General features: G+C 74.7%; 20 protein-coding genes and 1 tRNA gene. 9 read left to right on the top strand and 12 right to left on the bottom strand.

The genetic code is table 11. The features are described 5' to 3' along the window. Positions 1-3: 3 nt before the first annotated feature. The 7 genes from rho to argS all read right to left on the bottom strand — a co-directional run bounded on the left by rho (position 4) and on the right by argS (position 10,267). A complete protein-coding gene (gene rho / locus AES38_RS05360) occupies positions 4-2,445 on the bottom strand; it encodes a transcription termination factor Rho (RefSeq protein WP_053774103.1) in 2,442 nt (813 codons plus the stop codon). 293 nt (positions 2,446-2,738) lie between these two features. Next, positions 2,739-3,689 (bottom strand): homoserine kinase, encoded by a 951-nt coding sequence (thrB, locus tag AES38_RS05355; protein ID WP_053775678.1) that lies wholly within the window; start codon positions 3,687-3,689, stop codon positions 2,739-2,741. 11 nt (positions 3,690-3,700) lie between these two features. Beyond that, complete coding sequence (gene thrC, locus AES38_RS05350) at positions 3,701-4,777, bottom strand: threonine synthase (protein ID WP_053774102.1); 1,077 nt, start codon at positions 4,775-4,777, stop codon at positions 3,701-3,703. Continuing rightward, a complete protein-coding gene (locus tag AES38_RS05345) occupies positions 4,777-6,108 on the bottom strand; it encodes a homoserine dehydrogenase (protein ID WP_053774101.1) in 1,332 nt (443 codons plus the stop codon). The genes thrC and AES38_RS05345 overlap by 1 nt, the downstream gene beginning before the upstream one ends. Beyond that, complete coding sequence (locus tag AES38_RS05340) at positions 6,105-7,604, bottom strand: diaminopimelate decarboxylase family protein (RefSeq protein WP_053774100.1); 1,500 nt, start codon at positions 7,602-7,604, stop codon at positions 6,105-6,107. Before AES38_RS05340 ends, AES38_RS05345 begins: the two co-directional genes overlap by 4 nt. Positions 7,605-7,760: 156 nt before the next feature. Beyond that, on the bottom strand, positions 7,761-8,591 hold the full coding sequence (locus AES38_RS05335) for an LmeA family phospholipid-binding protein (protein WP_053774099.1): 831 nt from the start codon (positions 8,589-8,591) through the stop codon (positions 7,761-7,763). Positions 8,592-8,602: 11 nt separating this feature from the next. Further along, entirely contained in the window at positions 8,603-10,267 is a 1,665-nt protein-coding gene (gene argS / locus AES38_RS05330) for an arginine--tRNA ligase (protein WP_053774098.1), read from the bottom strand. A 216-nt stretch (positions 10,268-10,483) separates the two neighbouring features. Here argS and AES38_RS05325 point away from each other — a divergent pair, with 216 nt between their 5' ends. Then, entirely contained in the window at positions 10,484-11,128 is a 645-nt protein-coding gene (locus AES38_RS05325) for a hypothetical protein (RefSeq protein WP_053774097.1), read from the top strand. A gap of 54 nt (positions 11,129-11,182) precedes the next feature. On the opposite strand, the gene AES38_RS05320 is transcribed toward AES38_RS05325, so the two are convergent. Further along, entirely contained in the window at positions 11,183-11,977 is a 795-nt protein-coding gene (locus AES38_RS05320; RefSeq protein WP_053774096.1) for a transglutaminase-like domain-containing protein, read from the bottom strand. Positions 11,978-12,033: 56 nt separating this feature from the next. Next, positions 12,034-13,062 (bottom strand): LacI family DNA-binding transcriptional regulator, encoded by a 1,029-nt coding sequence (locus AES38_RS05315; protein WP_174775886.1) that lies wholly within the window; start codon positions 13,060-13,062, stop codon positions 12,034-12,036. Between the two features lie 170 nt (positions 13,063-13,232). Between AES38_RS05315 and AES38_RS05310 the strand changes: the two genes are divergently transcribed. Genes AES38_RS05310 through AES38_RS05290 form a run of 5 tightly spaced genes read left to right on the top strand, consistent with a single transcriptional unit; the run spans position 13,233 to position 18,098 of the window. Continuing rightward, positions 13,233-14,258 (top strand): asparaginase, encoded by a 1,026-nt coding sequence (locus AES38_RS05310; protein WP_053774095.1) that lies wholly within the window; start codon positions 13,233-13,235, stop codon positions 14,256-14,258. A gap of 25 nt (positions 14,259-14,283) precedes the next feature. Continuing rightward, positions 14,284-15,174, top strand: a complete 891-nt coding sequence (locus AES38_RS05305) for a polysaccharide deacetylase family protein (protein WP_053774094.1) — start codon at positions 14,284-14,286, stop codon at positions 15,172-15,174. A gap of 34 nt (positions 15,175-15,208) precedes the next feature. Beyond that, on the top strand, positions 15,209-16,582 hold the full coding sequence (locus tag AES38_RS05300) for an MFS transporter (protein ID WP_053774093.1): 1,374 nt from the start codon (positions 15,209-15,211) through the stop codon (positions 16,580-16,582). Further along, complete coding sequence (locus tag AES38_RS05295; protein ID WP_053774092.1) at positions 16,579-17,346, top strand: SDR family NAD(P)-dependent oxidoreductase; 768 nt, start codon at positions 16,579-16,581, stop codon at positions 17,344-17,346. The genes AES38_RS05300 and AES38_RS05295 overlap by 4 nt, the downstream gene beginning before the upstream one ends. Continuing rightward, positions 17,343-18,098: an SDR family NAD(P)-dependent oxidoreductase gene (locus AES38_RS05290; protein WP_053774091.1), complete on the top strand. Its 756-nt coding sequence runs from the start codon at positions 17,343-17,345 to the stop codon at positions 18,096-18,098. Before AES38_RS05295 ends, AES38_RS05290 begins: the two co-directional genes overlap by 4 nt. A 30-nt stretch (positions 18,099-18,128) precedes the next feature. Here AES38_RS05290 and AES38_RS05285 read toward each other — a convergent pair whose 3' ends face one another. The 3 genes from AES38_RS05285 to AES38_RS05275 form a co-directional block, all read right to left on the bottom strand. Continuing rightward, positions 18,129-18,893, bottom strand: a complete 765-nt coding sequence (locus AES38_RS05285) for a gamma-glutamyl-gamma-aminobutyrate hydrolase family protein (RefSeq protein ID WP_053774090.1) — start codon at positions 18,891-18,893, stop codon at positions 18,129-18,131. A 79-nt stretch (positions 18,894-18,972) separates the two neighbouring features. Then, complete coding sequence (locus AES38_RS05280; protein ID WP_053774089.1) at positions 18,973-19,665, bottom strand: pyridoxine/pyridoxamine 5'-phosphate oxidase; 693 nt, start codon at positions 19,663-19,665, stop codon at positions 18,973-18,975. 374 nt (positions 19,666-20,039) lie between these two features. Further along, positions 20,040-20,111 (bottom strand) — tRNA-Arg (locus AES38_RS05275). A gap of 206 nt (positions 20,112-20,317) precedes the next feature. Between AES38_RS05275 and AES38_RS05270 the strand changes: the two genes are divergently transcribed. The 3 genes from AES38_RS05270 (at position 20,318) to AES38_RS05260 (ending at position 23,233) form a co-directional block, all read left to right on the top strand. Then, entirely contained in the window at positions 20,318-20,560 is a 243-nt protein-coding gene (locus AES38_RS05270; protein WP_053774088.1) for an antitoxin, read from the top strand. Continuing rightward, a complete protein-coding gene (locus AES38_RS05265) occupies positions 20,557-21,099 on the top strand; it encodes a 2'-5' RNA ligase family protein (protein ID WP_072174616.1) in 543 nt (180 codons plus the stop codon). The genes AES38_RS05270 and AES38_RS05265 overlap by 4 nt, the downstream gene beginning before the upstream one ends. An 88-nt stretch (positions 21,100-21,187) precedes the next feature. Beyond that, positions 21,188-23,233 (top strand): TPM domain-containing protein, encoded by a 2,046-nt coding sequence (locus AES38_RS05260; protein WP_053774086.1) that lies wholly within the window; start codon positions 21,188-21,190, stop codon positions 23,231-23,233. The last annotated feature ends 106 nt before the right edge of the window (positions 23,234-23,339 follow it).

Here is a 23,339-nt window from a genome sequence, read left to right as displayed (position 1 = left end):
GCGTCAGCCCTTCTCGTGCGCGCCGTGCCCGTGGCTCTGGTGGGACTGGCCGTTCGCGGTGTTGGGCATGGAGGCCTGGACCTTCATGAGGAACTCGACGTTGGACGTCGTCTCCTTCAGGCGGCTGAGGACGATCTCGAGGGCCTGCTGCTGCTCGAGCCCGGCGAGGGCGCGGCGCAGCTTCCACGTGACCTTGACCTCGTCGGCGCCCATGAGCATCTCCTCGCGGCGCGTGCCGGAGGCGTTGACGTCGACGGCCGGGAAGATCCGCTTGTCGGCGAGGGCGCGCGAGAGGCGGAGCTCCATGTTGCCGGTGCCCTTGAACTCCTCGAAGATGACCTCGTCCATCTTGGATCCGGTCTCCACGAGCGCCGTGGCGAGGATCGTGAGCGACCCGCCGTGCTCGATGTTGCGCGCCGCGCCGAAGAAGCGCTTCGGCGGGTAGAGCGCCGACGAGTCGACGCCGCCCGAGAGGATCCGGCCCGATGCGGGGGCCGCGAGGTTGTACGCGCGGCCGAGGCGGGTGATCGAGTCGAGCAGCACGACCACGTCGTGGCCGAGCTCCACGAGGCGCTTCGCGCGCTCGATGGCGAGCTCGGCGACCGTGGTGTGGTCCTCGGCGGGACGGTCGAAGGTGGAGGCGATGACCTCGCCCTTCACCGTGCGCTGCATGTCGGTGACCTCCTCGGGACGCTCGTCGACCAGCACGACCATGAGGTGGACCTCGGGGTTGTTGGTGGCGATGGCGTTCGCGATGGCCTGGAGCACGAGCGTCTTGCCGGCCTTGGGCGGCGAGACGATGAGGCCGCGCTGGCCCTTGCCGATCGGCGACACGAGGTCGATGATCCGCGTGGTCAGCTTGTTGGGCTCGGTCTCGAGGCTCAGGCGGTCCTGCGGGTAGAGCGGCGTCAGCTTGCCGAACTCGACGCGGTTCGCGGCCTCCTCGGGCGGCAGGCCGTTGACCGAGTCGATCTTCACGATCGCGTTGTACTTCTGGCGGCTCTGGCTGTCGTTCTCGCGCGGCTGGCGGATGGCGCCGACGATGGCGTCGCCCTTGCGCAGCGAGTGCTTCTTGACCTGGCCGAGCGAGACGTAGACGTCGTTCGTGCCGGGCAGGTAGCCGCTCGTGCGGACGAACGCGTAGTTGTCCAGCACGTCGAGGATGCCGGCGACGGGCAGGAGGACGTCGTCCTCGGTGACCTCGGGCTCGAAGTCGTCGCCGCCCTGGCCGCGGCCGCGCTTGCGGTCGCGGTAGCGGCTGCGTCCGCCGCGCTCCTCGTCGCGTCCGAGGTCGGCGCGGGCCTGGTCGGCGCGCACGTCCTGCTGGCGGTCGCCCTGGCCGCGGCCGTTCTGGCGCTGGCGGCCCGTGCGGGCCTCCTCCTGCGCCTCCTCGTCGGCGTCCTGCTCGCGCGGGGCCTGGTCGCGGCCGCCCTGCTGCTGGTCGTCCTGGTCGCGTCCGCGGTCGCGGTCGCGGTTCCGGCGGTTGCGGCTGCGGTTGCGGCCGCCCTCGCGACCCTCGCGGCCGTCGCGGCCGCCCTGGTCGTCGGAGTCGCGGTCGCGGTCGTCGCCCGAGGACTGCGCATCCGACGCGGCGGGCGCCTCGTCGGCGGCGGTCTCGGCGGGCGCGTCCTGCGCGGCGCCGTCCTGGGCGTCGCGTCCGCCGCGGCGACGGCCGCGGCCGGAGCGCTGCTGCGGGGCCTGCTCCTCGGTCGACGCGTCGGCGGCGGGCGCCTCGGCCTCGGCGGGGACCAGCTGGTCGGCCGTCTGGCCGCTGTTCACGTGCTGCGCGGCCTGGCGCGGGGCCTCGGCGGCGGGATCCACGACCCCGGCGCTGGTGGCGCGGCGCGATCCGCGGCGTCCGGCGGGCGCCTCGGTGCGGGCCTCGTCGGCGCGGGGCGCCTGGGCGCGGGAGGAGGCGGCGCGGCCGCCGGTGGCCTGCGCGATGCGGGCCTCGAGTCCGGTGCCGGCGGGCTCGACCGCGGCGGGGGCCTCGACGGGCTCCTCGATGCGCTCGGGCACGATGCGCGGGGTGGTGGCGCGGCGCGATCCGCGGCCGGAGCGCGCGGGCTGCTCGGCCGGGGCCTCGTCGGCGGCGGGCGCCTCGACGGGGGCGGGCGCCTCGACGGGGTCGGCGTCCGCGACCGGGGCGGCGGGCGCCTCGACGGGGGCGGCGTCCGCGACCGGGGCGGCGGGCGCCTCGACGGGAGCGGCGTCCTCGACGGGGGCGTCCGCGACCTCGGTGGGGGCATCGGAGGCGGGAGCCGTCTCCTCGGTGGAGGCGGAGAGCCCCCGGGCTGCCCGGATCTCGGAGATCGCGGTCACGAGCTCGCCCTTCCGGAGCTTGGAGCCGCCCGGGATCCCGAGCTCGGAGGCGATGGCCTGGAGCTGGGAGACGCGGAGCGTGCTCAGGTCCGCGTCAGAGGCGCGGGTGTCGACATCGGTCATGTTCGTGGGTCCTTTCCCCTGTCCGCCGGGGCGAAGCCCGTGCGGAGGAGAGCCGATCGCGTGTGTCTCTGCGAAAGCGGCGGGCGGTCTGATTCCGTCCGGAGCTGCTGTCGGGCACGGGGGCACGGGATCTTGCAGAGACGACAGCGGATGAGTGGTGAGAACGACCACCGGGACCGGATCTCCGACGCGCATGCGTGGATCCGTTGACCCCGGGGTCGACCAGAGCCTAGCACCCGGCGTGCCGCCCGTGCAGGGAACGGCGCGCCGGGTGCGCGACCCGCGCGTCCCGGCTAGGCGGCCGGCGCGGATCCCTCGTCGACGACCTGGACCGTGCAGCCCTTCACGTCGACGGCGAGCATGAGCGCGGTCCACGGGGTGGCGCTGCGCTCGGCGACGAGCTCGGCCGCCGTGAGGCGCTGGCCCGGGTCGCTGCCGAGGACGAGCAGCGACGGCCCCGCCCCGGAGACCACGGCCGCGAAGCCGCGCTCGCGCAGCAGGTGCACGAGCTCGTTGGTCTCGGGCATGGCGGCGGCGCGGTAGTCCTGGTGCAGGCGGTCCTCGGTGGCCGCGAGCAGCAGCTCGGGGCTCTGGATGAGCGCCGCGATGAGCAGCGCCGAGCGCGACACGTTGAAGATCGCGTCCTCGTGGGGGACGGACTCCGGCTGGAGGCTGCGGGCGAGCGCGGTGGACATGGTCGCGACCGGCACGAGCACGAGCGGCGAGACGCCGCGGTGCACGGCGAGCTTCTTGTGCTGCGGGCCCTGGCCGTCGACCCACGCGATGGTGAGGCCGCCGAACAGCGCGGGCGCGACGTTGTCGGGGTGGCCCTCCATCTCGGTGGCGAGGCGGAGGAGCGCGTCGGCGTCGATCTCGACCGTGCCGGCGAGGAGGCCCTGGGCCGCCATGATCCCGGACACGATGGCGGCACCCGAGGAGCCGAGGCCGCGGCCGTGCGGGATCCGGTTCTCGGCCACGAGGTCGAGGCCGGGCATCGGCTGGTCGAAGGCCGCGAAGGTGTGGGCGATGGCCGTGACGACGAGGTTGGTCTCGTCGGTGGGCACCTCGCCCGCGCCGACGCCGCGGACGTCGACGGTCGCGCCCGGGGCGTCGCGAACCGTGACCGTGAGGTCGTCGTACAGCGCGAGCGCGAGGCCGAGCGTGTCGAAGCCGGGGCCGAGGTTGGCGCTCGTCGCGGGCACGCGCACCTGCACGCGACGGCCCGTCGCGAGCGCCGACCGCATCGGGCCGTCGGTCACGACGCGACCAGGTCGAGCACGCCCGCGATCTCGGCGACGTCGACGCCCACGCTCGTGGGGGCGACGTCCGAGCCGTCGGCGGTGCGGAGCGCCCACTGCGGATCCTTGAGGCCGTGGCCCGTGACCGTGAGGACGACCGTCGCGCCCTTGAGGATCTGCCCGGCCTCGGCGCGCTCGAGCAGCCCGGCGACGCTGATGGCCGACGCCGGCTCGACGAAGATGCCGACCTCGGCGGAGAGGATGCGGTGCGCCTCGAGGATCTTGTCGTCCGAGATCGCGCCGAACCAGCCGTCGGTGAGCAGCTGCGCCTCGAGGGCGAGCTTCCACGAGGCCGGGTTGCCGATGCGGATCGCGCTGGCGATCGTGTCGGGGTCCTTCACGATGGCGCCGTCGACGATGGGCGCGCTGCCCGCGGCCTGGAAGCCGAACATGCGCGGGAGCTTGGTGGCGTTGCCGGCCTCGAGGTCCTCGCGGTAGCCGCGCGTGTAGGCGGTGTAGTTGCCGGCGTTCCCGACGGGGATGAGGTGGAAGTCCGGGGCGTCGCCGAGCACCTCGACGACCTCGAAGGCGCCCGTCTTCTGGCCCTCGATGCGGTCGTTGTTCACGGAGTTGACGAGGTGCACCGGGTAGTTGGCGCTGAGCTCGCGCGCGATGTCGAGGCAGTCGTCGAAGTTGCCGCGGACCTGGAGGAGCTGCGCGTCGTGGGCGACGGCCTGGCTGAGCTTGCCCATCGCGATCTTGCCCTCGGGCACGAGCACCGCGGCGGTGATGCCCGCGTGCGTCGCGTACGCCGCGGCGGACGCGGACGTGTTGCCGGTCGACGCGCAGATCACGGCCTTCGCGCCGTGCTCCACGGCCTTCGAGATGGCCATGGTCATGCCGCGGTCCTTGAAGGACCCCGTCGGGTTCATGCCCTCGTACTTGACCCAGACCTTCGCGCCCGTGCGGGCGGACAGCGCGGGCGCGGGGATGAGCGGCGTGCCGCCCTCGCCGAGCGTGATGATCGGCGTGGCGTCCGTGACGTCGAGGCGGTCGGCGTATTCGCGGAGCAGTCCGCGCCATTGGTGGGCCATCAGGCTCCTTCTACTCGGAGGACGCTCGCGACTGCCGTCACGGCGTCGAGGTTCGACACCGCGTCGACGGTGGCCCGGAGGGCCTGGTCGGTGGCGCGGTGCGTGCCGATCACCAGGCTAGCGGTGGGCCGGGCGCCGGCCCCGCCCGCCACGGGCGCCTGGTGGGTGGTCTGCTCGAGCGTCTCCACGGAGACGCCGTGCTCGCTGAACAGGTGCGCGATGCGGGCCAGCACGCCCGGCTCGTCCGCCACCCGCAGCGTGATCTGGTACTGGGTCGTGATCGCGCCGACGGGCAGCGTCTCGAGGTCGGCGTGCGTCGACTCCGCGACGCCGGGTCCGCCCACGACGTGCCGGCGCGCGGCCGAGACGACGTCGCCGAGGACGGCGGACGCGGTCTGCACTCCCCCGGCGCCCGCGCCGTAGAACATGAGGTCGCCCGCGGCCTCGGCCTCGACGAAGACGGCGTTGTTCGCGCCGTGCACCGCCGCGAGCGGGTGGTCGCGCGGCACGAGCGCCGGGTAGACGCGGGCCGAGACGCCGTCGCGGCCGGTGGCGGGATCCGCGAGGCGCTCGCAGATCGCGAGCAGCTTGATCACGTAGCCGGCCTTGCGGGCCGACGCGAACTGCGCCGACGACAGGCCGGTGATGCCCTCGCGGTGCACGGCCTCGACCGGCACGCGCGTGTGGAAGGCGAGGCTCGCGAGGATGGCCGCCTTCTGCGCGGCGTCGTGGCCCTCGATGTCGGCCGTGGGATCCGCCTCCGCGTAGCCGAGCTCGGTGGCGGTCGCGAGGGCCTCGTCGAAGCCGAGCCCGTGGGTGTCCATCTCGTCGAGGATGTAGTTCGTCGTGCCGTTGACGATGCCGAGGATCCGCTCGACCCGGTCGCCCGCGAGGCTGTCGCGCAGCGGCCGGATGATGGGGATCGCGCCCGCCACCGCCGCCTCGTAGTAGAGCTGCGCGCCGACCTGCTCGGCCGCCTCGAACAGCTCCGGGCCGTGGGTCGCGAGCAGGGCCTTGTTGGCCGTGACGACGTCGGCGCCGGACGAGATGGCCGCGAGGATGTGGGTGCGCGCCGGCTCCATGCCGCCCATCAGCTCGATGACGATGTCGGCGCCGAGGATGAGCGACTCCGCGTCGGTGGTGAGCAGCTCGCGCGGCACGGACGGGTCGCGCGGCGCGTCCGCGTCGCGCACCGCGATGCCCACGAGCTCCAGCCGCGCGCCGACCCGCTGCGCCAGCTCGTCGCCGTGCTCCCGCATGAGGCGGGCCACCTGGGTGCCGACCGAGCCGCAGCCCAGCAGGGCGACGCGCAGGTTCCGGTACTCGATCATCGTGCTCCGTTCACGTCGGGGGATGCGGCGAGGGGCGTGCCCAGGTCGCGCGCCAGCAGGTCGGCCTCGGTCTCTCCGCGGACGATGACGCGCGCCTCGCCGTCGCGCACGGCGACGACGGGCGGGCGGCCGATCCAGTTGTAGTTGCTCGCGAGCGCCCAGCAGTAGGCGCCGGTCGCGGGGACGGCGACGAGGTCGTCGGGGCGCACGTCGCCCGGCAGGTAGTCGGCGAGGACGACGAGGTCGCCGCTCTCGCAGTGCTTGCCGGCGACGCGGACGAGGGCGGGATCCGCGGTGGAGGCGCGCGAGGCGATCCGCACGGAGTAGTCGGCGCCGTAGAGGGCCGGCCGCGCGTTGTCGCTCATGCCGCCGTCGACGCTCACGTAGCGGCGGACCGCCGTCTCCGCCTCCGCGGCGACGCGCGGGTCCTCGACGTCGCCCGTGGCGGACTCGGCCTCGGCGACCTCGCCGTCGACGCCGCCGACCGTGACGAGCACGTCCTTGACGGTGCCCACGGTGTAGAGCGTGGCGGTGGAGGGGCCGACGATGCTGCGGCCCGGCTCGACCGCGATGACGGGCACGGGGATCCCCCGCCGGGCGCACTCGTCGCCCACGATGCGGGCGAGGCGCCGGGCGATCTCGGGCACGGGCACGGGCCGGTCGACCGACGTGTAGGCGATGCCGAAGCCGCCGCCGAGGTTGAGCTCGGGGACGGCGCCGTCCGCGAGGAGCCGCTCGTGCAGGTCGAGGAGGCGCCGGGCGGACTCGACGAACGCGTCGGTCTCGAAGATCTGGCTGCCGATGTGCGCGTGCAGGCCCGTGAAGGAGAGGGACGCGTGCGAGCGGATGCGGGCGACGAGGTCCGGCGCGTCGGCGAGCGTGATCCCGAACTTCTGGTCCTCGCGCGCGGTCGCGAGGTACTCGTGCGTGTGGGCGTGCACGCCGCTGTTCACGCGGAGGCGCACGGGCTGCACACGGCCGTGCGCGGCGGCCGCGGCGGCGACGCGCTCCACCTCGACGGCGCTGTCGATGACGATCTGGCCGATGCCGGCGCCCACCGCGCGGTCGATCTCGGCGACCGACTTGTTGTTGCCGTGGAAGCCGAGGCGGGCCGGATCCGCGCCCGCCGCGAGCGCGACGGCCAGCTCCCCGCCGGAGCAGACGTCGATGTGGAGGCCCTCCTCCACCATCCAGCGCGCGACCTCGACGCTCAGGAACGCCTTGCCCGCGTAGTAGACGCGCGCGCCCGTGCCGACGGCGGCGGCCTCGCGCTCGAACGCGGCGCGCGTCTCGGCGGCGCGGCCGCGGACGTCGACCTCGTCGACCACGTAGAGCGGGGTGCCGAAGCGGGCCGCGAGCTCGGGAGCGCGGACCCCGGCGATGCGGAGGGCGCCGTCGTCGTCACGGGACGTGCCGCGGGACCAGACCCGGGGATCCAGCGCGTTCGCGTCGTCGGGCGGCTGCAGCCAGGACGGGGCCAGCGGGTTCGCGGTCACTCGAGTCACCTCTTCGGGCGCGGGGCGGACGTGCGGGATGGCGAGCGGACCCGGTGTGGTCCCTGAAGCCGTGAGGGGGCGGTGACAGCATCCTACCGAGGCGGCGACGCGGCCCCGGCCCATGTGACGGCCGTCCGACCGGCCTCCCCGGGCGGCTCAGCCGCAGCTGCCGGTGACCCCGAGCGAGTCGCGCGTGAGCTCCAGCGACGACGACGCGACGGTCATCGACGCGCGGCCGTCCGCGATGGTCACGTCCTGCACCGCGACGCCCGCGGGGAGGTACTGCGCGACGCACACGGGGTAGGTGATGTCGCGGATCCCCTGGATGGTCTGCGCGAGGTCGACCGTGAGCGATCCCGCCTGCAGCTCCACCTCGGCGGGCGTGATGACCACGGTCGAGGCGTCGCGCAGCACGGGCTCCGCGGCCACGGTGTAGCCGAGCGTGAGCCCGAGGATCCGCGTGGACCCGGAGTACCCGAGCGTGCCGTCGCCGAAGCGCAGGTCGGGCGGCGTGCCGGCCGTCTTCGCGAGCAGGGCGCTCGCGGGATCCTGGTCCATCGAGACCGTCGCGACCACGTCCCCCACGGTGCGCTCCTGGTCGGTGGGCACGTCGGTCGCGACGATGTGCGCCTGGAACGGCGTGCCGTCGGCCTGGAGGTTCTGCCCGTCGAGCACCACCCGGTCGAGCGTGCCGCGGATGAGCTGCGGGATGACCCAGTCGCCCTCGATCGAGACGTCGACGCGGCCGGTGACCTGCCCGGGCAGCTGGTCGGCGATCTGCTTCTCGGCCTGGTCCTCGGCGACTCCTCGGACGGTCTGGTCGACGATCCGGAGCCCGAACGCGAGCCCGACGCCGATCACGGCGAGCACGAGGAGCCAGATGAACGCGGTGCCGCCGCGCGGGCCGCGGCGGCGTCGGCGGGCCTCCCGCGGGTCGCGCCGCTCGGGCGCCTCGAAGACCTCGGTGCCCTGGAACCGCCCCGCCATGATCCGCTCCCCTACATGCGCTCGGGGGCCGAGACGCCCACGAGGTCGAGTCCGTTCGCCACGACCTGCCGGACCGCGTCGTTCAGCCACAGGCGCGTGCGGTGCAGGTCGGTGACCTCCTCGTCGCCTCGCGGCACCACCCGGCAGCTGTCGTACCAGCGGTGGTAGGACCCCGCGAGCTCCTCCACGTAGCGCGCGACCCGGTGGGGCTCGCGCAGCTCGGCGGCCTGGGCCACGATGCGCGGGAACTCCTGCAGGAGGCCGAGGAGCGCCGACTCGGTCGGGTGCGTGAGCAGCTCCGGCGCGAAGGCCGTGCGCTCGACGCCGGACGCGGCCGCGTTGCGGTCCACCGCGCAGGTGCGCGCGTGGGCGTACTGCACGTAGAAGACGGGGTTGTCGTTCGTGCGCTTGCCGAGCACCGCGAGGTCGATGTCGAGGTTCTGGTCGGCGGAGGAGCGCACGAGCGCGTAGCGGCCGGCGTCGACGCCCACCGCGTCCACCAGGTCGTCGAGCGTGACGATGGTGCCGTTGCGCTTGCTCATCTTGACGGGCTCGCCGTCGCGCAGGAGGTTGACCATCTGGCCGATGAGGATCTGCAGGTTGACGCCCGGGGTGTCGCCGAACGCCTCGACCATGGCCATCATGCGGCCGACGTAGCCGTGGTGGTCGGCGCCCAGCATGATGATGTTCTGCTCGAAGCCGCGCTCGCGCTTGTCGAGGTAGTAGCCGAGGTCGCCCGAGATGTAGGCGGGCTCGCCGGACGAGCGGATCACCACGCGGTCGCGGTCGTCGCCGAACGTGGTGGTGCGCAGCCACACGGCGCCGTCCTCCTCGAAGACGTGGCCGAGCTCCGTGAGGCGCGCGATGGCGCGGTCGACGGCGCCGGACTCGTGCAGCGAGTCCTCGTGGAAGAACACGTCGAAGTCGACCCCGAAGTCGTGCAGCTTCTGCTTGATCTCCGCGAACATCAGCTCGGTGCCGCGCTGGCGGAACAGCTCCTGCTGCTCCTCGCGCGGGAGGGCGTCCACGTCGCCGTCGTGCTCGGCCACCACGCGGGCGGCGATCTCGCCGATGTAGGCGCCGCCGTAGCCGTCCTCGGGCGTCTCCTCGCCGAGGTGGCTCGCGAGGAGGCTGCGGGCGAAGCGGTCGATCTGGGATCCGTGGTCGTTGAAGTAGTACTCGCGCGTGACGTCCGCGCCCTCGGCCTGGAGGATGCGCGCGAGGCTGTCGCCGACGGCCGCCCAGCGCACGCCGCCCAGGTGGATGGGGCCCGTGGGGTTCGCGGAGACGAACTCGAGGTTGATGCGGATCCCCTCGAGCGTCGTGCCCCGGCCGTACGCGGGACCGGCGTCGACGATGGTGCGCGCGAGGGCGCCGGCGGCCGCCGCCTCGAGCGTGATGTTGATGAAGCCGGGACCCGCGACGTCGACCTTCGCGACCTGCGGCAGCTCCCCGAGCGCCTCGGCGATGTCGGCCGCGACGGCGCGCGGGCTCTCCCCCAGCGGCTTCGCGATGCGCATGGCGATGTTGGTGGCCCAGTCGCCGTGGTCGCGGTTGCGCGGGCGCTCGAGCACGACCATGTCGGGGCTGAGCACGAGGGCGTCGCCCCCCGGTCGTCGTCCTGCCGTCCGGGCCACGATCTCGAACAGGGCGCCGGTCAGGTCAGGGGTCGTCATGGGGATCGATCCTACCGGCGGCCGGGCGCCCTCCCGCCCGCGCGCGGACCTCGTCGACACCGGCGTCCGACCGCCGACGCCGAGCGCCCGGGGAGCGTCCCAGCGGCGGATCGACCGCGGTCGGTAGGGTGTCGATCCCGCCTCCCCGCACGTGGCACGACGCCGCGCGCCGAGCGTCGCACCCCGCGGCGCGCCCGGATCCGAAGGAGCACCGCCATGCCCGTCCGCCTCCCCGCGCCCGCACGTCCCCGCCTCGCGCGCACCGTCCCGGCCGCGGCCGGCGCCGGCCTCGCGGTGGCCCTGCTCCTCGCGGGCTGCTCGAACCCCGCGCCGCTCCAGCCCTCCAGGCCCGACCCGACGGCGAGCGCCGAGGGCGGGCAGGCGGCGGGCGGCGGATCCGCGACGGGCCCGAGCTCGTCCCCCACCCCCGCGCCGCCGAAGGGCACGCCCGTGAGCACCACGTGCGCCCAGCTGCTGCCCGACCTCGCGCGGTTCGGCCCGGGCTACGCCAGCGAGTCCCTCCCGGCGGACACCGCCACCGACGGCGCCCGCGAGGACGTGCTCTCCATGCAGGGCATCGCCTGCGCCTTCCGCGACTCCGACGGCACGGAGGTCGAGATCGACGTCGCCCAGCCCGTCGCCGCGGAGCTGCAGTCGCGGCGCGACGCGGCCATCCTCCGGGCCGACCCGATCGCCGGCTACCCGTCGGGCGTCGAGGCGTACTTCGAGCTGCAGGACGCGGCCGGCGTCGCCACCATCTACTCGTCGAAGCACATGGTCGTCATGCGCTCCGCGGCGTTCTACGAGCCCGGCGACCACGCCGACCTCGGCAACGCGGTGCTGAAGACCGTCGGCGGCTGATCCGCCCACCGCGCCGCCGCCGACCGCTCCGCCGCACGGGTGCCGAGCGGTGCGTCAGCCCAGGCGCACGGGCGCGGTCGCGTCGTCCACGGGCAGCTCGTCGACCGTGGCGAGCACCTCCATGCGCGAGATGGTCACGAGGCTCCGCGTGTTGGTGAGGAACGCGGTGTCGGACGCGTCGCGACCGGTCGAGATCCGCAGCAGGCTCTGCCGGGGCGCGAGGCCGGTGGCGTCGACGACGTGCCACGCACCGTCGACCCACGCCTCGGCGACCGCGTGGAAGTCCATCGGGCGGAGGCCCGGCGCGTAGACGGCGGCCAGGCGCGCGGGCACGTCGAGCGCGCGGAGCATCGCGATGACGAGGTGCGCGTAGTCGCGGCAGACGCCGCGGCGCGCGAGCAGCGTGCGGACGGCGCCGTCGGTCGGGAGGCTGGATCCGGGCGCGTACCGCAGTGAGTCGGCCACGAACGCGCGCACGGCGGCGAGGAGCGGCATGCCCTCCAGGCCGCGGAACTCGCCGCGGGCCGTCGGGAAGAGGGTGTCGGACTCGCAGTAGCGGCTCGGGCGGCGGTACACCCAGAGGTCGACGTCGTCGAGGGGCGCGGGATCGCGGCGGCCCGTGACCGTCGCCCGGTACTCCATGGTGAGCACGCCCGCGCCGACGTCGAGCACGTGCAGCCGGGTGTCGTGCCGGTCGACCACCTCGGTCGCCGGGACGGGCACGCCGTCGAGGGCGAACGCGAGGTGCTCGGAGGCGATGTCGGCGCCGCGGGCGACGGCGACCGCGAAGGCCATCCCGCTCCCGCCGGCGACCTGCAGCTCGAGCATGGAGGAGACGTCGCGGCGCATGCGTCCATCGTGGCATCGGATCCGCCGCGCGCGATCCCCGCGACCCCGCGCGCCGGTCAGCCCGGGTGCGGTCCGGTCGAGGCGCGCGCGACGAGCTCCGGCGCGAGCAGCCGGGACTCGGCCCCGCGGCCGTCGACGATGGCGAGCAGCGACTCCAGCGCGAGCCGCCCCATCCGGTGGACCGGGGAGCGCACGCTCGTGAGGGCGATGGAGCCCGACGCCGCGAGCGGGGTGTCGTTGTAGCCGACCAGCGCGACGTCGTCGGGCACGGACAGGCCGGCGTCGCGGAGCGCCCCCATCGCGCCGATGGCCGCGAAGTCGTTGGTGGCGAACAGCGCGTCCGGCACGGGTCCGTCGCGCAGCACGGCCTCGGTCGCCTCCCGGCCGGCCGCGGCGTCGAAGCCCCGGTGGATCACGCGCTCGGGCGGCACGGGCAAGCCCGCCTCCGCGTACGCCTCGAGGAACCCGCGCGTGCGGTCGACGGCGGTGGACGCATACGCCATGCCCGAGAGCACCGCGGGCCGGGTGCGCCCCTGCGCGATGAGGTGCTCGGCCGCGAGCCGCCCCCCGGCCACGTCGTCGCACGTGATGGCGACGTGGTCGCCGCGGCGGCGCGAGACGAGCACGAAGGGGACGCCCTCCTCCGCGAGCTCGTCGAGGAGCGGGTCGTCGAGGTGCGCGTCGCCGAAGATCATGCCGTCGACGCGGCGGTCGAGCATGCTGCGGGTGCGCGCGCGCTGGAGCTCCGGCCGGTCGAGGCTGTTGGTCACGAACGTCGAGACGTCGCGCTCGGTGGCGGCCTCGTCGATGCCCTCGTAGACCGTGGCGAGCACGAAGTCCTGGAGCCTCGGCACGAGCACGCCGACGAGGTCGGAGCGGGACGTGCGGAGGCTCGCCGCGTGGGGGTTCCGCCGGTAGCCGCTGCGCTCCGCGATCTCGAGGATGGCCGCCACCGTCTCGGGCCCCGCCCAGCGCCCGCGCTCGTCCGCCCCGGAGGCGAGGACGCGGGAGACGGTGGTGACGCTGACGCCCGCGAGCTCGGCGATCATGCGCTGCGTGGTGGGGGGCCGGCGCTTCTGGGTCACTCGGGGCTCCTCACCCGGATCAGCATGGCACAGCGTCCGCGACGGGCCCGGAGGTGACCGGTCCCCCGCGCGCCACCGGCCCCGGCGAAACACCCGCGCAACAGGACGGCAACGGGATCGTTCGACGCAAACCATTGACGCAATCGATTGTGCGACCGAGGATCGTCCGCATGCCCCACGTCCTCGTGCTCGCCACCGGCGGGACCATCTCCTCGCGCACGCGCCCCGACGGATCCGCGGTCGCCGCGGATCCCGCCGACCGCCTGCTCGGATCCGTGCCCGACCTGCCCGCCGACGTCACCGTCGAGACGCGCGACCTGCTCCGCGTCAACTCGTTCGCGCTGACGCACGCCGACCTCCGCGCGATCGCCGAGGCGGTCGCCGCCGGGCTGGCGCGGGACGACGTGGACGGGATCGTGGTGACGCACGGCACCGACACCCTCGAGGAGACGGCCGTCCTGCTCGAGGCGGTCGTCGACGACCCGCGGCCGGTGGTGCTCACGGGCGCCCAGCGCTCGGCCGACGACCCGGCGGGCGACGGGCCGGGCAACCTGCGCGACGCGATCGTCGTGGCCGCGTCGGCGGAGGCGCGCGGGGCCGGCGTGCTCGCCGTGTTCGCGTCGCGCGTGCTGGCGGCCGACGGGCTCGTCAAGGCGCGCACGCTCGACCCGGACGCCTTCGCCCCGCGCGACGGCGCCCCGCTCGGCCGGGTGGCGGGCGACGAGGTGCGGATCGAGCGCCGACCGCGCGCGCTCCCCCGCCTGCCCCTCCCCACGCCGCGCTTCGACCGGATGCGCGTGGACCTCGTGAGCGCGCACCCCGGATCCGACGCGGCGCTGCTGCACGCCGCGATCGCCGCGGGCGCCGCCGGCGTCGTCGTGATCGGCACGGGCGCCGGCAACGCGAACCGCGCGCTGGTGACCGCGATCCGGGAGGCGTCGCGCGACGGGATCCTCGTGGCGCTCGGCACGCGCGTGGCCCACGGCCCGGTCGCCGCGATCTACGGCGACGGCGGCGGGGTCGACGCCGTGGCCGCCGGCGCCGTGCCGCTCGGACGGCTCTCCGTGGCGCAGGGCCGCGTCCTCGTGGCGCTCCTGCTCGACCACCATCCCGTCGACGACGCGCGCGCGCTGCTGGCCGCCGCCGCCGACCCCGCGACCACCCTCCCCACCCCGGTCGGCACCCCGCCGACCTGACCCATCACCCGACGGAAGGACCCCCATGTCCAAGGACATCATCATCGCGTTCGGCATCGACGTCGATGCCGTGAGCGGCTGGCTCGGCTCGTACGGCGGCCAGGACTCCCCCGGCGACATCTCCCGCGGCCTCTTCGCGGGCGAGGTCGGCGTGCCCCGCCTCAACGCCCTGCTCGCCAAGCACGACCTCCCGTCCACGTGGTTCTGGCCGGGCCACTCGATCGAGACCTTCCCGCGCGAGTTCGACCAGGTCGTCGCCGCGGGCCACGAGATCGGCGCGCACGGCTACAGCCACGAGAACCCCATCGAGATGTCGCGCCAGCAGGAGGCGGACGTGCTCGACCGCTCCATCGAGCTCATCGAGTCGCGCGCCGGCCGGCGGCCGACCGGCTACGTCGCGCCGTGGTGGGAGTTCTCCCGCGTGACGAACGAGCTCCTCATCGAGCGCGGGATCCGCTACGACCACTCCCTCATGCACCGGGACTTCGAGCCCTACTACGTGCGCGTCGGCGACACATGGCAGGGCGTGGACTACACGAAGGACGCGGCCAGCTGGATGCACCCGCTCGTGCGCGGCGAGGAGACCGACCTCGTCGAGATCCCCGCGTCGTGGTACCTCGACGACCTCCCTCCCATGATGTTCGTCAAGGGCAGCCCGAACAGCCATGGCTTCGTGAACCCGCGCCACCTCGAGGAGATGTGGCGCGACCAGTTCGACTGGGTGTACCGCGAGCAGGACTACGGCGTCTTCACGTTCACGATCCACCCCGACGTCTCCGGCCGGCCGCAGGTGCTCCTCATGCTCGAGCGGCTCATCGCGCACATCAACTCGCACGAGGGCGTCCGCTGGGCGACCTTCGACGAGATCGCCCAGGACTTCCAGCGACGCTCCCCGCGCACCCCGCGCGTCCCCTGATCCGCGACCCGACCGACCGCAGGAGACCACCACCATGAGCACCGACACCTCCCGCCCCGGCGCCGCCGCGGGCGCCCCGGCCGCCGCCGCCCCGCCCGCCGGCCTCGAGAGGGTGAGCGTCCGCCAGACCCGCCGGGTCACGGGCATCGCCTTCCTCGCGTGGACGATCGCCGTCTACGACTTCATCCTCTTCGGCACGCTGCTGCCCGACATCTCGCGCGACTTCGGCTGGGACACGAGCGAGTCGCTCCTCGTCTCCACGCTCGTGAGCGTCGGCACGGCGGTCGTCGTGCTGCTCGTCGGCCCCATGGTCGACCGGCTCGGGCGGCGCGTCGGCATGGTCGTCTCCGTCACGGGGACGGCGCTGTCGTCCGGGGCCACCGCGCTCAGCGCCGGGGCGGTCTCGCTCGTCGGGATCCGCAGCATCAGCGGCCTGGGCCTCGCCGAGCAGTCCATCAACGCGACGTACCTCAACGAGATCTACGAGCAGACGGAGGACGAGCGGATCCGCCGCAACAAGGGCTTCGTCTACGCGATGGTGCAGACGGGGTGGCCGCTCGGCGCGCTGCTGGCGGCGGCGTTCGTGGGCCTCATCACGACGGCGTTCGGCCCCGGCAGCTGGCGCATCGCGTTCGGCCTCGCGACCGTGCCGGCGCTCGTGGTCGCCGCGATCTGCCTCACGCTGCGCGAGAGCCCGCAGTTCGTGGCGCAGCAGCGGATCCGCCGCCTGCGCGCCGCCGGGCTCCACGACGAGGCGACCGCGTTCGCCCGTGCCACGGGGCTCGACGTGCAGCGCTCGACCCCCATCGCGCGCATCTTCCAGGGCAAGCACCTGCGCAGCACGATCGTGCTGAGCGTGGCATGGCTGCTCAACTGGTTCGGGATCCAGACCTTCTCGGTGCTCGGCACCACCGTGCTCGAGTCGGGCAAGCACATCGACGCGTCCAACGCGCTGCTGCTGATCATCGCGTCGAACTGCGTGGGCGTCCTCGGCTACCTCGCGCACGGCTGGCTGGGCGACCGGCTCGGGCGCCGCAACGTCATCGTCGGCGGCTGGCTCGTGGCGGGTCTCGCGTTCGCGACCATGCTGCTGGGGCCCGACGACCCGGTGTTCGTGATGGGCGCCTACATGGTCGGGCTGTTCTTCCTGCTCGGCCCGTACGCGGCGATCCTGTTCTTCCAGGCGGGCTGCTTCGACAGCGACTGCCGGGCGACGGGATCCAGCTTCATCGGCGCCATGAGCCAGCCCGGCGCGATCATCGGCGGCTTCCTGCTCACGGGCCTCACGGCGAGCGCGATGTCGTTCGGGCAGGCGGCGCTGTGGGTGGGCGCCGGCGGGATCCTCGCCTCGGCCCTCGTGATGCTGCTCGCGAAGCCGACGGGCGAGGCGCGGGAGGCGGCGGCGTGACCGGCACGGCACCCGTCGCGCTCGTCACGGGCGGCGCCTCCGGCATCGGCCGCGCGACCGCCGTGCGGCTCGCGGCCCGCGGCGACCGGGTGGTCGTCGGCCGCTACCCCGGCGACCCGCACGACGCGGGCGCCACCCTCGAGGCCGTGCGGCGCGCCGGCGGCCAGGGCGTCGCGGTCGACCTCGACGTGGCCTCCACCGCCTCCGTCGACGCGTTCGCGCGGGCAGCGCTCGACGCGTACGGGCGGATCGACCACGTCGTCGCGGCCGCGGGCATCCTCCGCCGCGCCCCGCTCGACGGCATGACCGACGAGCGGTGGGACGAGGTGCTGGGCGTCGACCTCGGCGGGGTGCTGCGCGTCGTCCGCGCCGCCGCACCGCACCTCGGCGCGGGCGGGTCGATCGTCGCGGTGTCGTCCATCGCGGGCGGCGTCTACGGCTGGGGCGAGCACGCGCACTACGCGACCGCGAAGGCCGGGGTCGTCGGCCTCGTGCGCAGCGTCGCCGTGGAGCTCGCCCCGCGCGGGATCCGCGCCAACACCGTGATCCCCGGCCTCATCGAGACGCCGCAGTCGCTCGACGCGGTCAACTCGCTCGGCCCGGACGGGCTGCGGCGCGCGGGCGACCGCATCCCGTGCGGACGCGTCGGCCGCCCCGACGAGGTCGCGTCCGTCATCGCGTTCCTCGCCTCCGACGACGCCGCCTACGTCACCGGGCAGACGCTCACGGTCGACGGCGGCCTGACGATCCGGATGCAGGAGTGAGCGCCGAGCTGCCGCGCAGCGACCGGCTGCGCGGGCGCACGGCGCTCGTCACGGGCGCGGCGAGCGGCATCGGGCGCGCGATCGGCCGGCACCTCGTCGCCGCGGGCGCGGAGGTCGTGCTGCTCGACGTGTCGCCGGCCGTGCACGACGCCGCGACCGACGTCGGCGCGGTCGGCGCGCTCACGGCCGACGTCACGGACGAGGCCGCCGTGGCCCGCGCCGTCGCCGAGGCGGAGGCGCTCCTCGGCCGGATCGACGTGCTGGTGGCCTCGCACGGGATCCTCACCGAGTCGCCGGTCGCGGAGATGGACCTCGCCACCTGGCAGCGCACCGTCGACGTCGACCTCACCAGCGTCTTCCTCCTCACGCGCGCCGTGCTGCCCGGCATGCTCGCCCGGCGCGACGGCCGGATCATCGCCGTCGCCTCGCAGCTGGGCCAGAAGGGCGGCGTGGGCCTCGCGCACTACGCGGCGGCGAAGGCCGGCGTGATCGCGTTCGTGAAGTCGCTCGCCCTCGAGGTGTCCTCGTCGAACGTGCTGGCCAACGTGATCGCCCCGGGTCCCGTCGAGACGCCGCTCGTCGACGGGATCTCCGAGGAGTGGAAGGAGCGCAAGCGCCGGGAGCTGCCCCTCGGCCGCTTCGGCACGGTGGACGAGGTGGCGCCGACCGCGGTGCTGCTGGCGTCGGATCCCGACGGCAACCTCTTCGTCGGCCAGACGCTCGGACCCAACAGCGGCGACGTCATGCCCTGACGTGGCGGCCGCCGCGCGCGGGGCGCCGGCTCAGGCGGCGCTCCGTGCGGCGGCGGGCTCGCGGAGCGCGCACCCGTCGGCGAGCGCCCGCAGGAGCGCCGGCAGCTGGTCGCGCGCGGCGGCGGCGTCCTCCGGGTGCCACTGCACGCCGGTGATGGGCGCGGTCTCGTGCTCGACCGCCTCCGGCACGCCGTCCGGCGCGACCGCGACGACCCGGAGGCCGGCGCCCGGCCGGTCGACCGCCTGGTGGTGGGCGCTGCGCACGACGAGCGCGGTGGATCCGAGGACGCGCGCGAGCCGGCTGTCGGCCGCGACCTGCACGTCGTGGTCCCGCATCACGGCCGTGATCTCGGTCGCGTCGTTGCGGTGCTCCCCCACGCCCTCGATGTGCTGCTGCAGGGTGCCGCCGAGCGCGACGTTGACGATCTGCGCGCCGCGGCAGATGCCGAGCAGCGGCGTGCCCTCGGCGACGGCTCGGCGGACGAGCGCGATCTGGCCGGCGTCCGCCACCTCGCGGTGCCGGGAGCGGCCCTCGTACTCGGCCGGTCCGTCGTAGAAGCGGGGCGCCACGTCCTCGCCGCCCATGATGACGACCGCGTCGGCGTCGCGGGTGCGCTCGAGCAGCGCCTCCACGCCCACGTCCTCCGCGGCGATGTTCTCCACCATCCAGCCGACGTCCCCGGCGACCTCCGCGACGCGCGCGTTGAGGCCCTGCACGAGCGCGTCGTACGCGACGGCCTCGGGACGGGAGCGGGTCACCTGCACGACGGCGAGGCGGCGGGAGGGAGCGGGCATGGATCCAGTGTGCGCGGTGCGCCGGGAGACCGCTCGCCCGCCGTCATGTTCCGCAACACAGAGGGAGGCGCCCCGGGCGTCAGGGCCAGACGAGCGCGTGCGACCAGGACCCGTCGGGACCCGAGCGGTACATGATCCGCAGCTGCCCGTGGTCCTCGGTGGCCTGCCAGAACTCCACGACGGACGGCTGGAGGACGTACGCGCGCCAGGACTCGGCGACGAGCTCCGGATCCGCGTCCACGGCCTCGCGCGCCCGGGCCACGCGGGCGTCGCGCTCCTCCGGGTCGGGCATCGGCTCGCTCTGGTCGCCCGCGATGACCTCGGCGCGCGACGCCGGGTGCCGGGCGAGGAAGTCGCGCTCGCTCACCTCGCGGTCGCCGTGGAAGACGGGACCGGTCGCGCGGATCTGGCGGCCGCGCTCCCGCCAGTACGCGACGAGCGCCGCCCGCGGGTTCGCCTCGAGGTCGCGGCCCTTGGGGCTGTCGGCGAGGGAGGAGAACCAGAGGGCGCCCGGCTCGTCGTCGACCGTGGGCGTCACGTCCTTGAGGAGGAGCGTGCGCGCGCTCGGGCGGCCGTCGGCGTCGGCGGTCGCGAGGACCACCGCGTTCGGCTCGGCGGCGTCGTGGGCCACGGCGTCGCGGATCCACGCGATCACGAGGTCGATCGGGTCGTCGGGCAGCCGCTCGACGTCGAGCTCGGGGAAGGGGTGGGGCTTCGGCTTCGCGCCCTTCAGGAGGTCGCGGATGGAGGTGGAGTCGTCGTCGTCTGCCATGCGCCGAGCCTAGGCCGATGGGCGGCGCCATCCCGGGTCGGGCGCGATCCCCGTCGAGGGCGCGCCTTCGACACCCCCGCCGGATCGGTTTGGTCCCGGGGCACTGGAGTTTCCCAGTACCGCCCGACGTGGTCGCCGGCGGCGTCCTTGGCTACTGTCTTCTCCAGGCCCGCTCCCCCAGTTGGGCCCAGCACCACGCGGCGGGAGCCCGAGACCCGTCTCGGGCCCCGCCGTGTGTGTTCCCGCGTCCTCCGCACCGCTCCCGCGTGAGAGCGAGTGCGTCGAGGCGACGATGCGGGTCCCGGACGCACGAGAGGCCGGTCCCGAGCACGGGACCGGCCTCTCACCGCACCAACACGGGATATGGGAAGGTGTGCCCCCAGGAGGATTCGAACCTCCGCCCCTGCCTCCGGAGGGCAGTGCTCTATCCCCTGAGCTATGGGGGCCAGGGTGCGCGCGAGCGCGGATCCAGGGTAGCACCGGCCGGGACGCCCGCCGCGCCGCCCGCCGACACCCGGCCCGGCGCGGCATTCCCTCTCCCGAGGAGACTCCCCGCTCCACCACAGGCGCGACCCGCCAGGATGGATCCAGGACGACCGCCGCGCCGCCCGGGCACGGCGGCCCACCCGATCCCCTCAAGAGGAGACCACCCGTGAAGCTGTCCCGCATCGCCGCCGCCGCCACCGGCTTCCTGCGCACGTCCAAGGGCCAGGACGTCGGCCGCACCGCCATCGACAAGGTGTCCGGAATCGCCGACAAGGCCACCGGGAGCAAGCACGCCGACAAGATCCAGAAGGCGCGCCAGGCCGCCGACGAGCAGCTGCGCAAGCTCGGACCCGACGGCGGCCGCGGCGGCCAGGGCCCCGTCCCGCCCGCGACACCGCCCCGCCGCTGAGCGCCGGCAGCGTCGAGCTCACGCTGGACCGGGCGTCCGACGCCGCGGTCCGGGCGTCGTGGCGCGCCCTCGCCGACGCCGGCATCCCGAGCCTCGCCGACCACGCCGGGGAGACGAACCGACCGCACGTGACGCTGCTCGCGGCCGAGGGCCTCGGCGGATCCGCGGACGACGCCCTGCGCCACGTCGCCGCGTCCGGTCCGCTCCCGGCCCTCCGGCTCGGCGGCCTCGTCGTCTTCGGCGTGCCGCCGCGCGGGCTCGTGCTGGCGCGGCAGGTCGTGGTGGACGAGGCGCTGCTCGGGCTGCACGCGCGGATCCACGCCGCGGTCGACGCCGCGCCGGGCGACGACGCCCCCGAGGTGATCCCGCACACGCGTCCTGGGCGCTGGACCCCGCACGTCTCGCTCGCCCTGCGCCTCACGACGGAGCAGCTGGGTGCCGCGGTCGCCGCGCTCGGCCGCATCGACCCGCTCGACGCCCCGGCCGCGGGACTCCGTCGCTGGGATCCCCGCGACCGCAGCGTGACGGACCTCGCGTGACCCGGATGGGCGCCATGTCCCCGGCCCCCGCACGCACCCGCGCCACTAGCCTGGATGGAGCACGACCTTGAGACGACGGAGGAGTCGCATGCCGCGGTCCGCGAGATTGCTGGGGGCCGCGCTCGCGCTCGGCCTGGCCGGGGCCCTGGTGCCCTCGATGGCGCAGGCCACGGAGCCGGTGCAGTTCGGCGGTGCCTCGATCCTCGACCAGGTCGACGCCGTCACGCCCGCGCAGGAGCAGCAGATCCAGCAGGCGATCGACCAGCTGCAGGAGCAGACCGGGGTCACCCTGCACGTGGCGTACGTCGACACGTTCACGGGAGCCGCGAACCAGGGGGCGTGGGGCCAGGCCACGAAGGACGCGAACGGGTTCGGGTCGAACGACGCGATCCTCGCGGTGGCCGTCGACGGCCGCCAGTTCACCCTCGGCGTCCCCGACAGCGTCTCCGTGGCCCAGCGCACCCAGCTCACGGACCAGGTGGTGGAGCCGCGCCTGAGCGACGGCGACTGGTCCGGGGCGGCGATCGACGCGGCGCAGGGGCTCCGGTCCGTGACGCAGACCGGCACGGTCGCCGAGACCGGGAACGGATCCACCCCCTCGACCGGGAACGACTCCGGCATCGACTTCGGCCTCGTCCTCCTCTACGTGCTCGGCGCGATCCTCCTGGCCGCCGTGGTCACGACCCTCGTCGGCCGGCGCAAGAAGAGGAAGGCGCTCGCGCAGAAGCGGCAGGCGGTGCTGGAGGAGATGCGGACGGCCGAGCAGCGCGCCGGCAGCATGCTCGTGCAGCTCGACGACGCGCTCGAGACGAGCGAGCAGGAGGTGGGCTTCGCGGAGGCGGAGTTCGGATCCGGCGCGGTCGGCCCCTACAGGGAGGTGCTGGCGTCCGCGGGCGGCAAGGTCCGCGAGGCGTTCGCGCTCAAGCAGAAGCTCGACGACACGATCGAGGACACCGACGAGGAGCGCCGCACCTGGGCCGCCCGCATCGTCGAGCTGTGCGAGGAGGCGCGCGCCGAGCTCGACGCGCAGGCCGAGTCGTTCGAGGAGCTGCGCGCCCTGGAGAAGAACGCGCCGCAGACGCTCGCCGCGATCGTCACGGGCGCGGAGGCGCTGAAGACCCGCATCGAGCGCACGCAGGAGGCGGTGGACCTGCTGGGTCGCCGCTACGCCGGCCCCTCGATGACGACCGTCACCGGCAACGTCGACCAGGCCCGCTCGCTCCTGACCTTCGCGACCGACACGGCGCAGGAGGCGGCTGAGGCGATCCGCGCGGGCGACCGCACGTCGACCGGCGGGATCGCCGTGAAGGTCCGCGCTGCCCAGCAGGCCGTCGGCCAGGCCGGCACGCTCCTCGACGCGGTCGACCGCGTGTCCTCCGACCTCGAGCACGCGTCCACGCGCGTGCAGGAGGAGATCGCCGACGTCCGCAGCGACATCCAGGACGCCCGCGCCGCCCAGCGCGGCGGGCGCATGCCCGAGCTGACGCGTCTCGTGCAGGAGGCCGAGCAGGCGATCGCCGACGCGAAGCCGCTCGAGGGCCGTCTCGCGGATCCGCTCACCAGCGTCACGCTGCTGCAGGAGGCCGAGGCCCGGCTCGACGAGGCGCTCGCGCCCGTGCGGGAGCAGCAGGAGCAGGTCCAGCGCGCGATCGGCTACCTGCCCCGCGCCCTGTCGACCGCCGAGAGCCAGGTCGCGACGGCCCGCGACTTCATCTCCACCCGCCGCGGCGGCGTCGGCGAGGAGGCGCGCACGCGTCTCGCCCACGCGCAGCGCGCGCTCGACGACGCGCACGAGGCCGCTCCCCGGGATCCCGTGCGCGCGGTCGCGGCGGCGCAGGCCGCGACCGCCTACTCCGCGCAGGCCATCGAGGCCGCCCAGCGCGACCTCGACCAGGGCGGCGGCTACGGCGGGTACGGCGGCGGCATGATGGGCGGCCGCGGCGGAGGTGGCGACGCCTTCGGCGGCGCCATCATGGGCGGCATCATCGGCGGTCTCCTGAGCGGCGGCGGAGGCGGCGGCTGGGGTGGCGGCGGAGGCGGCTTCAGCGGCGGAGGCTTCGGCGGAGGCGGCGGCGGCGGGTTCGGCGGAGGCGACTTCGGCGGAGGCGGCGGCTTCGGGGGCGGCGACTTCTAGCCGCGACCTGCACGCGTACCACCCGCACACGCACCACCGGCACGCGCACGACCAGAACGACGACGAGAACGAGAGCGACCCATGATCAACCCATTCCGACGAAGCA

It is taken from the genome of Clavibacter capsici, from assembly GCF_001280205.1.
Classification (GTDB): domain Bacteria; phylum Actinomycetota; class Actinomycetes; order Actinomycetales; family Microbacteriaceae; genus Clavibacter; species Clavibacter capsici.
The sequence above is the reverse complement of the archived record's forward strand: the minus strand, read 5'-3'. Positions and strand labels throughout refer to the sequence as shown.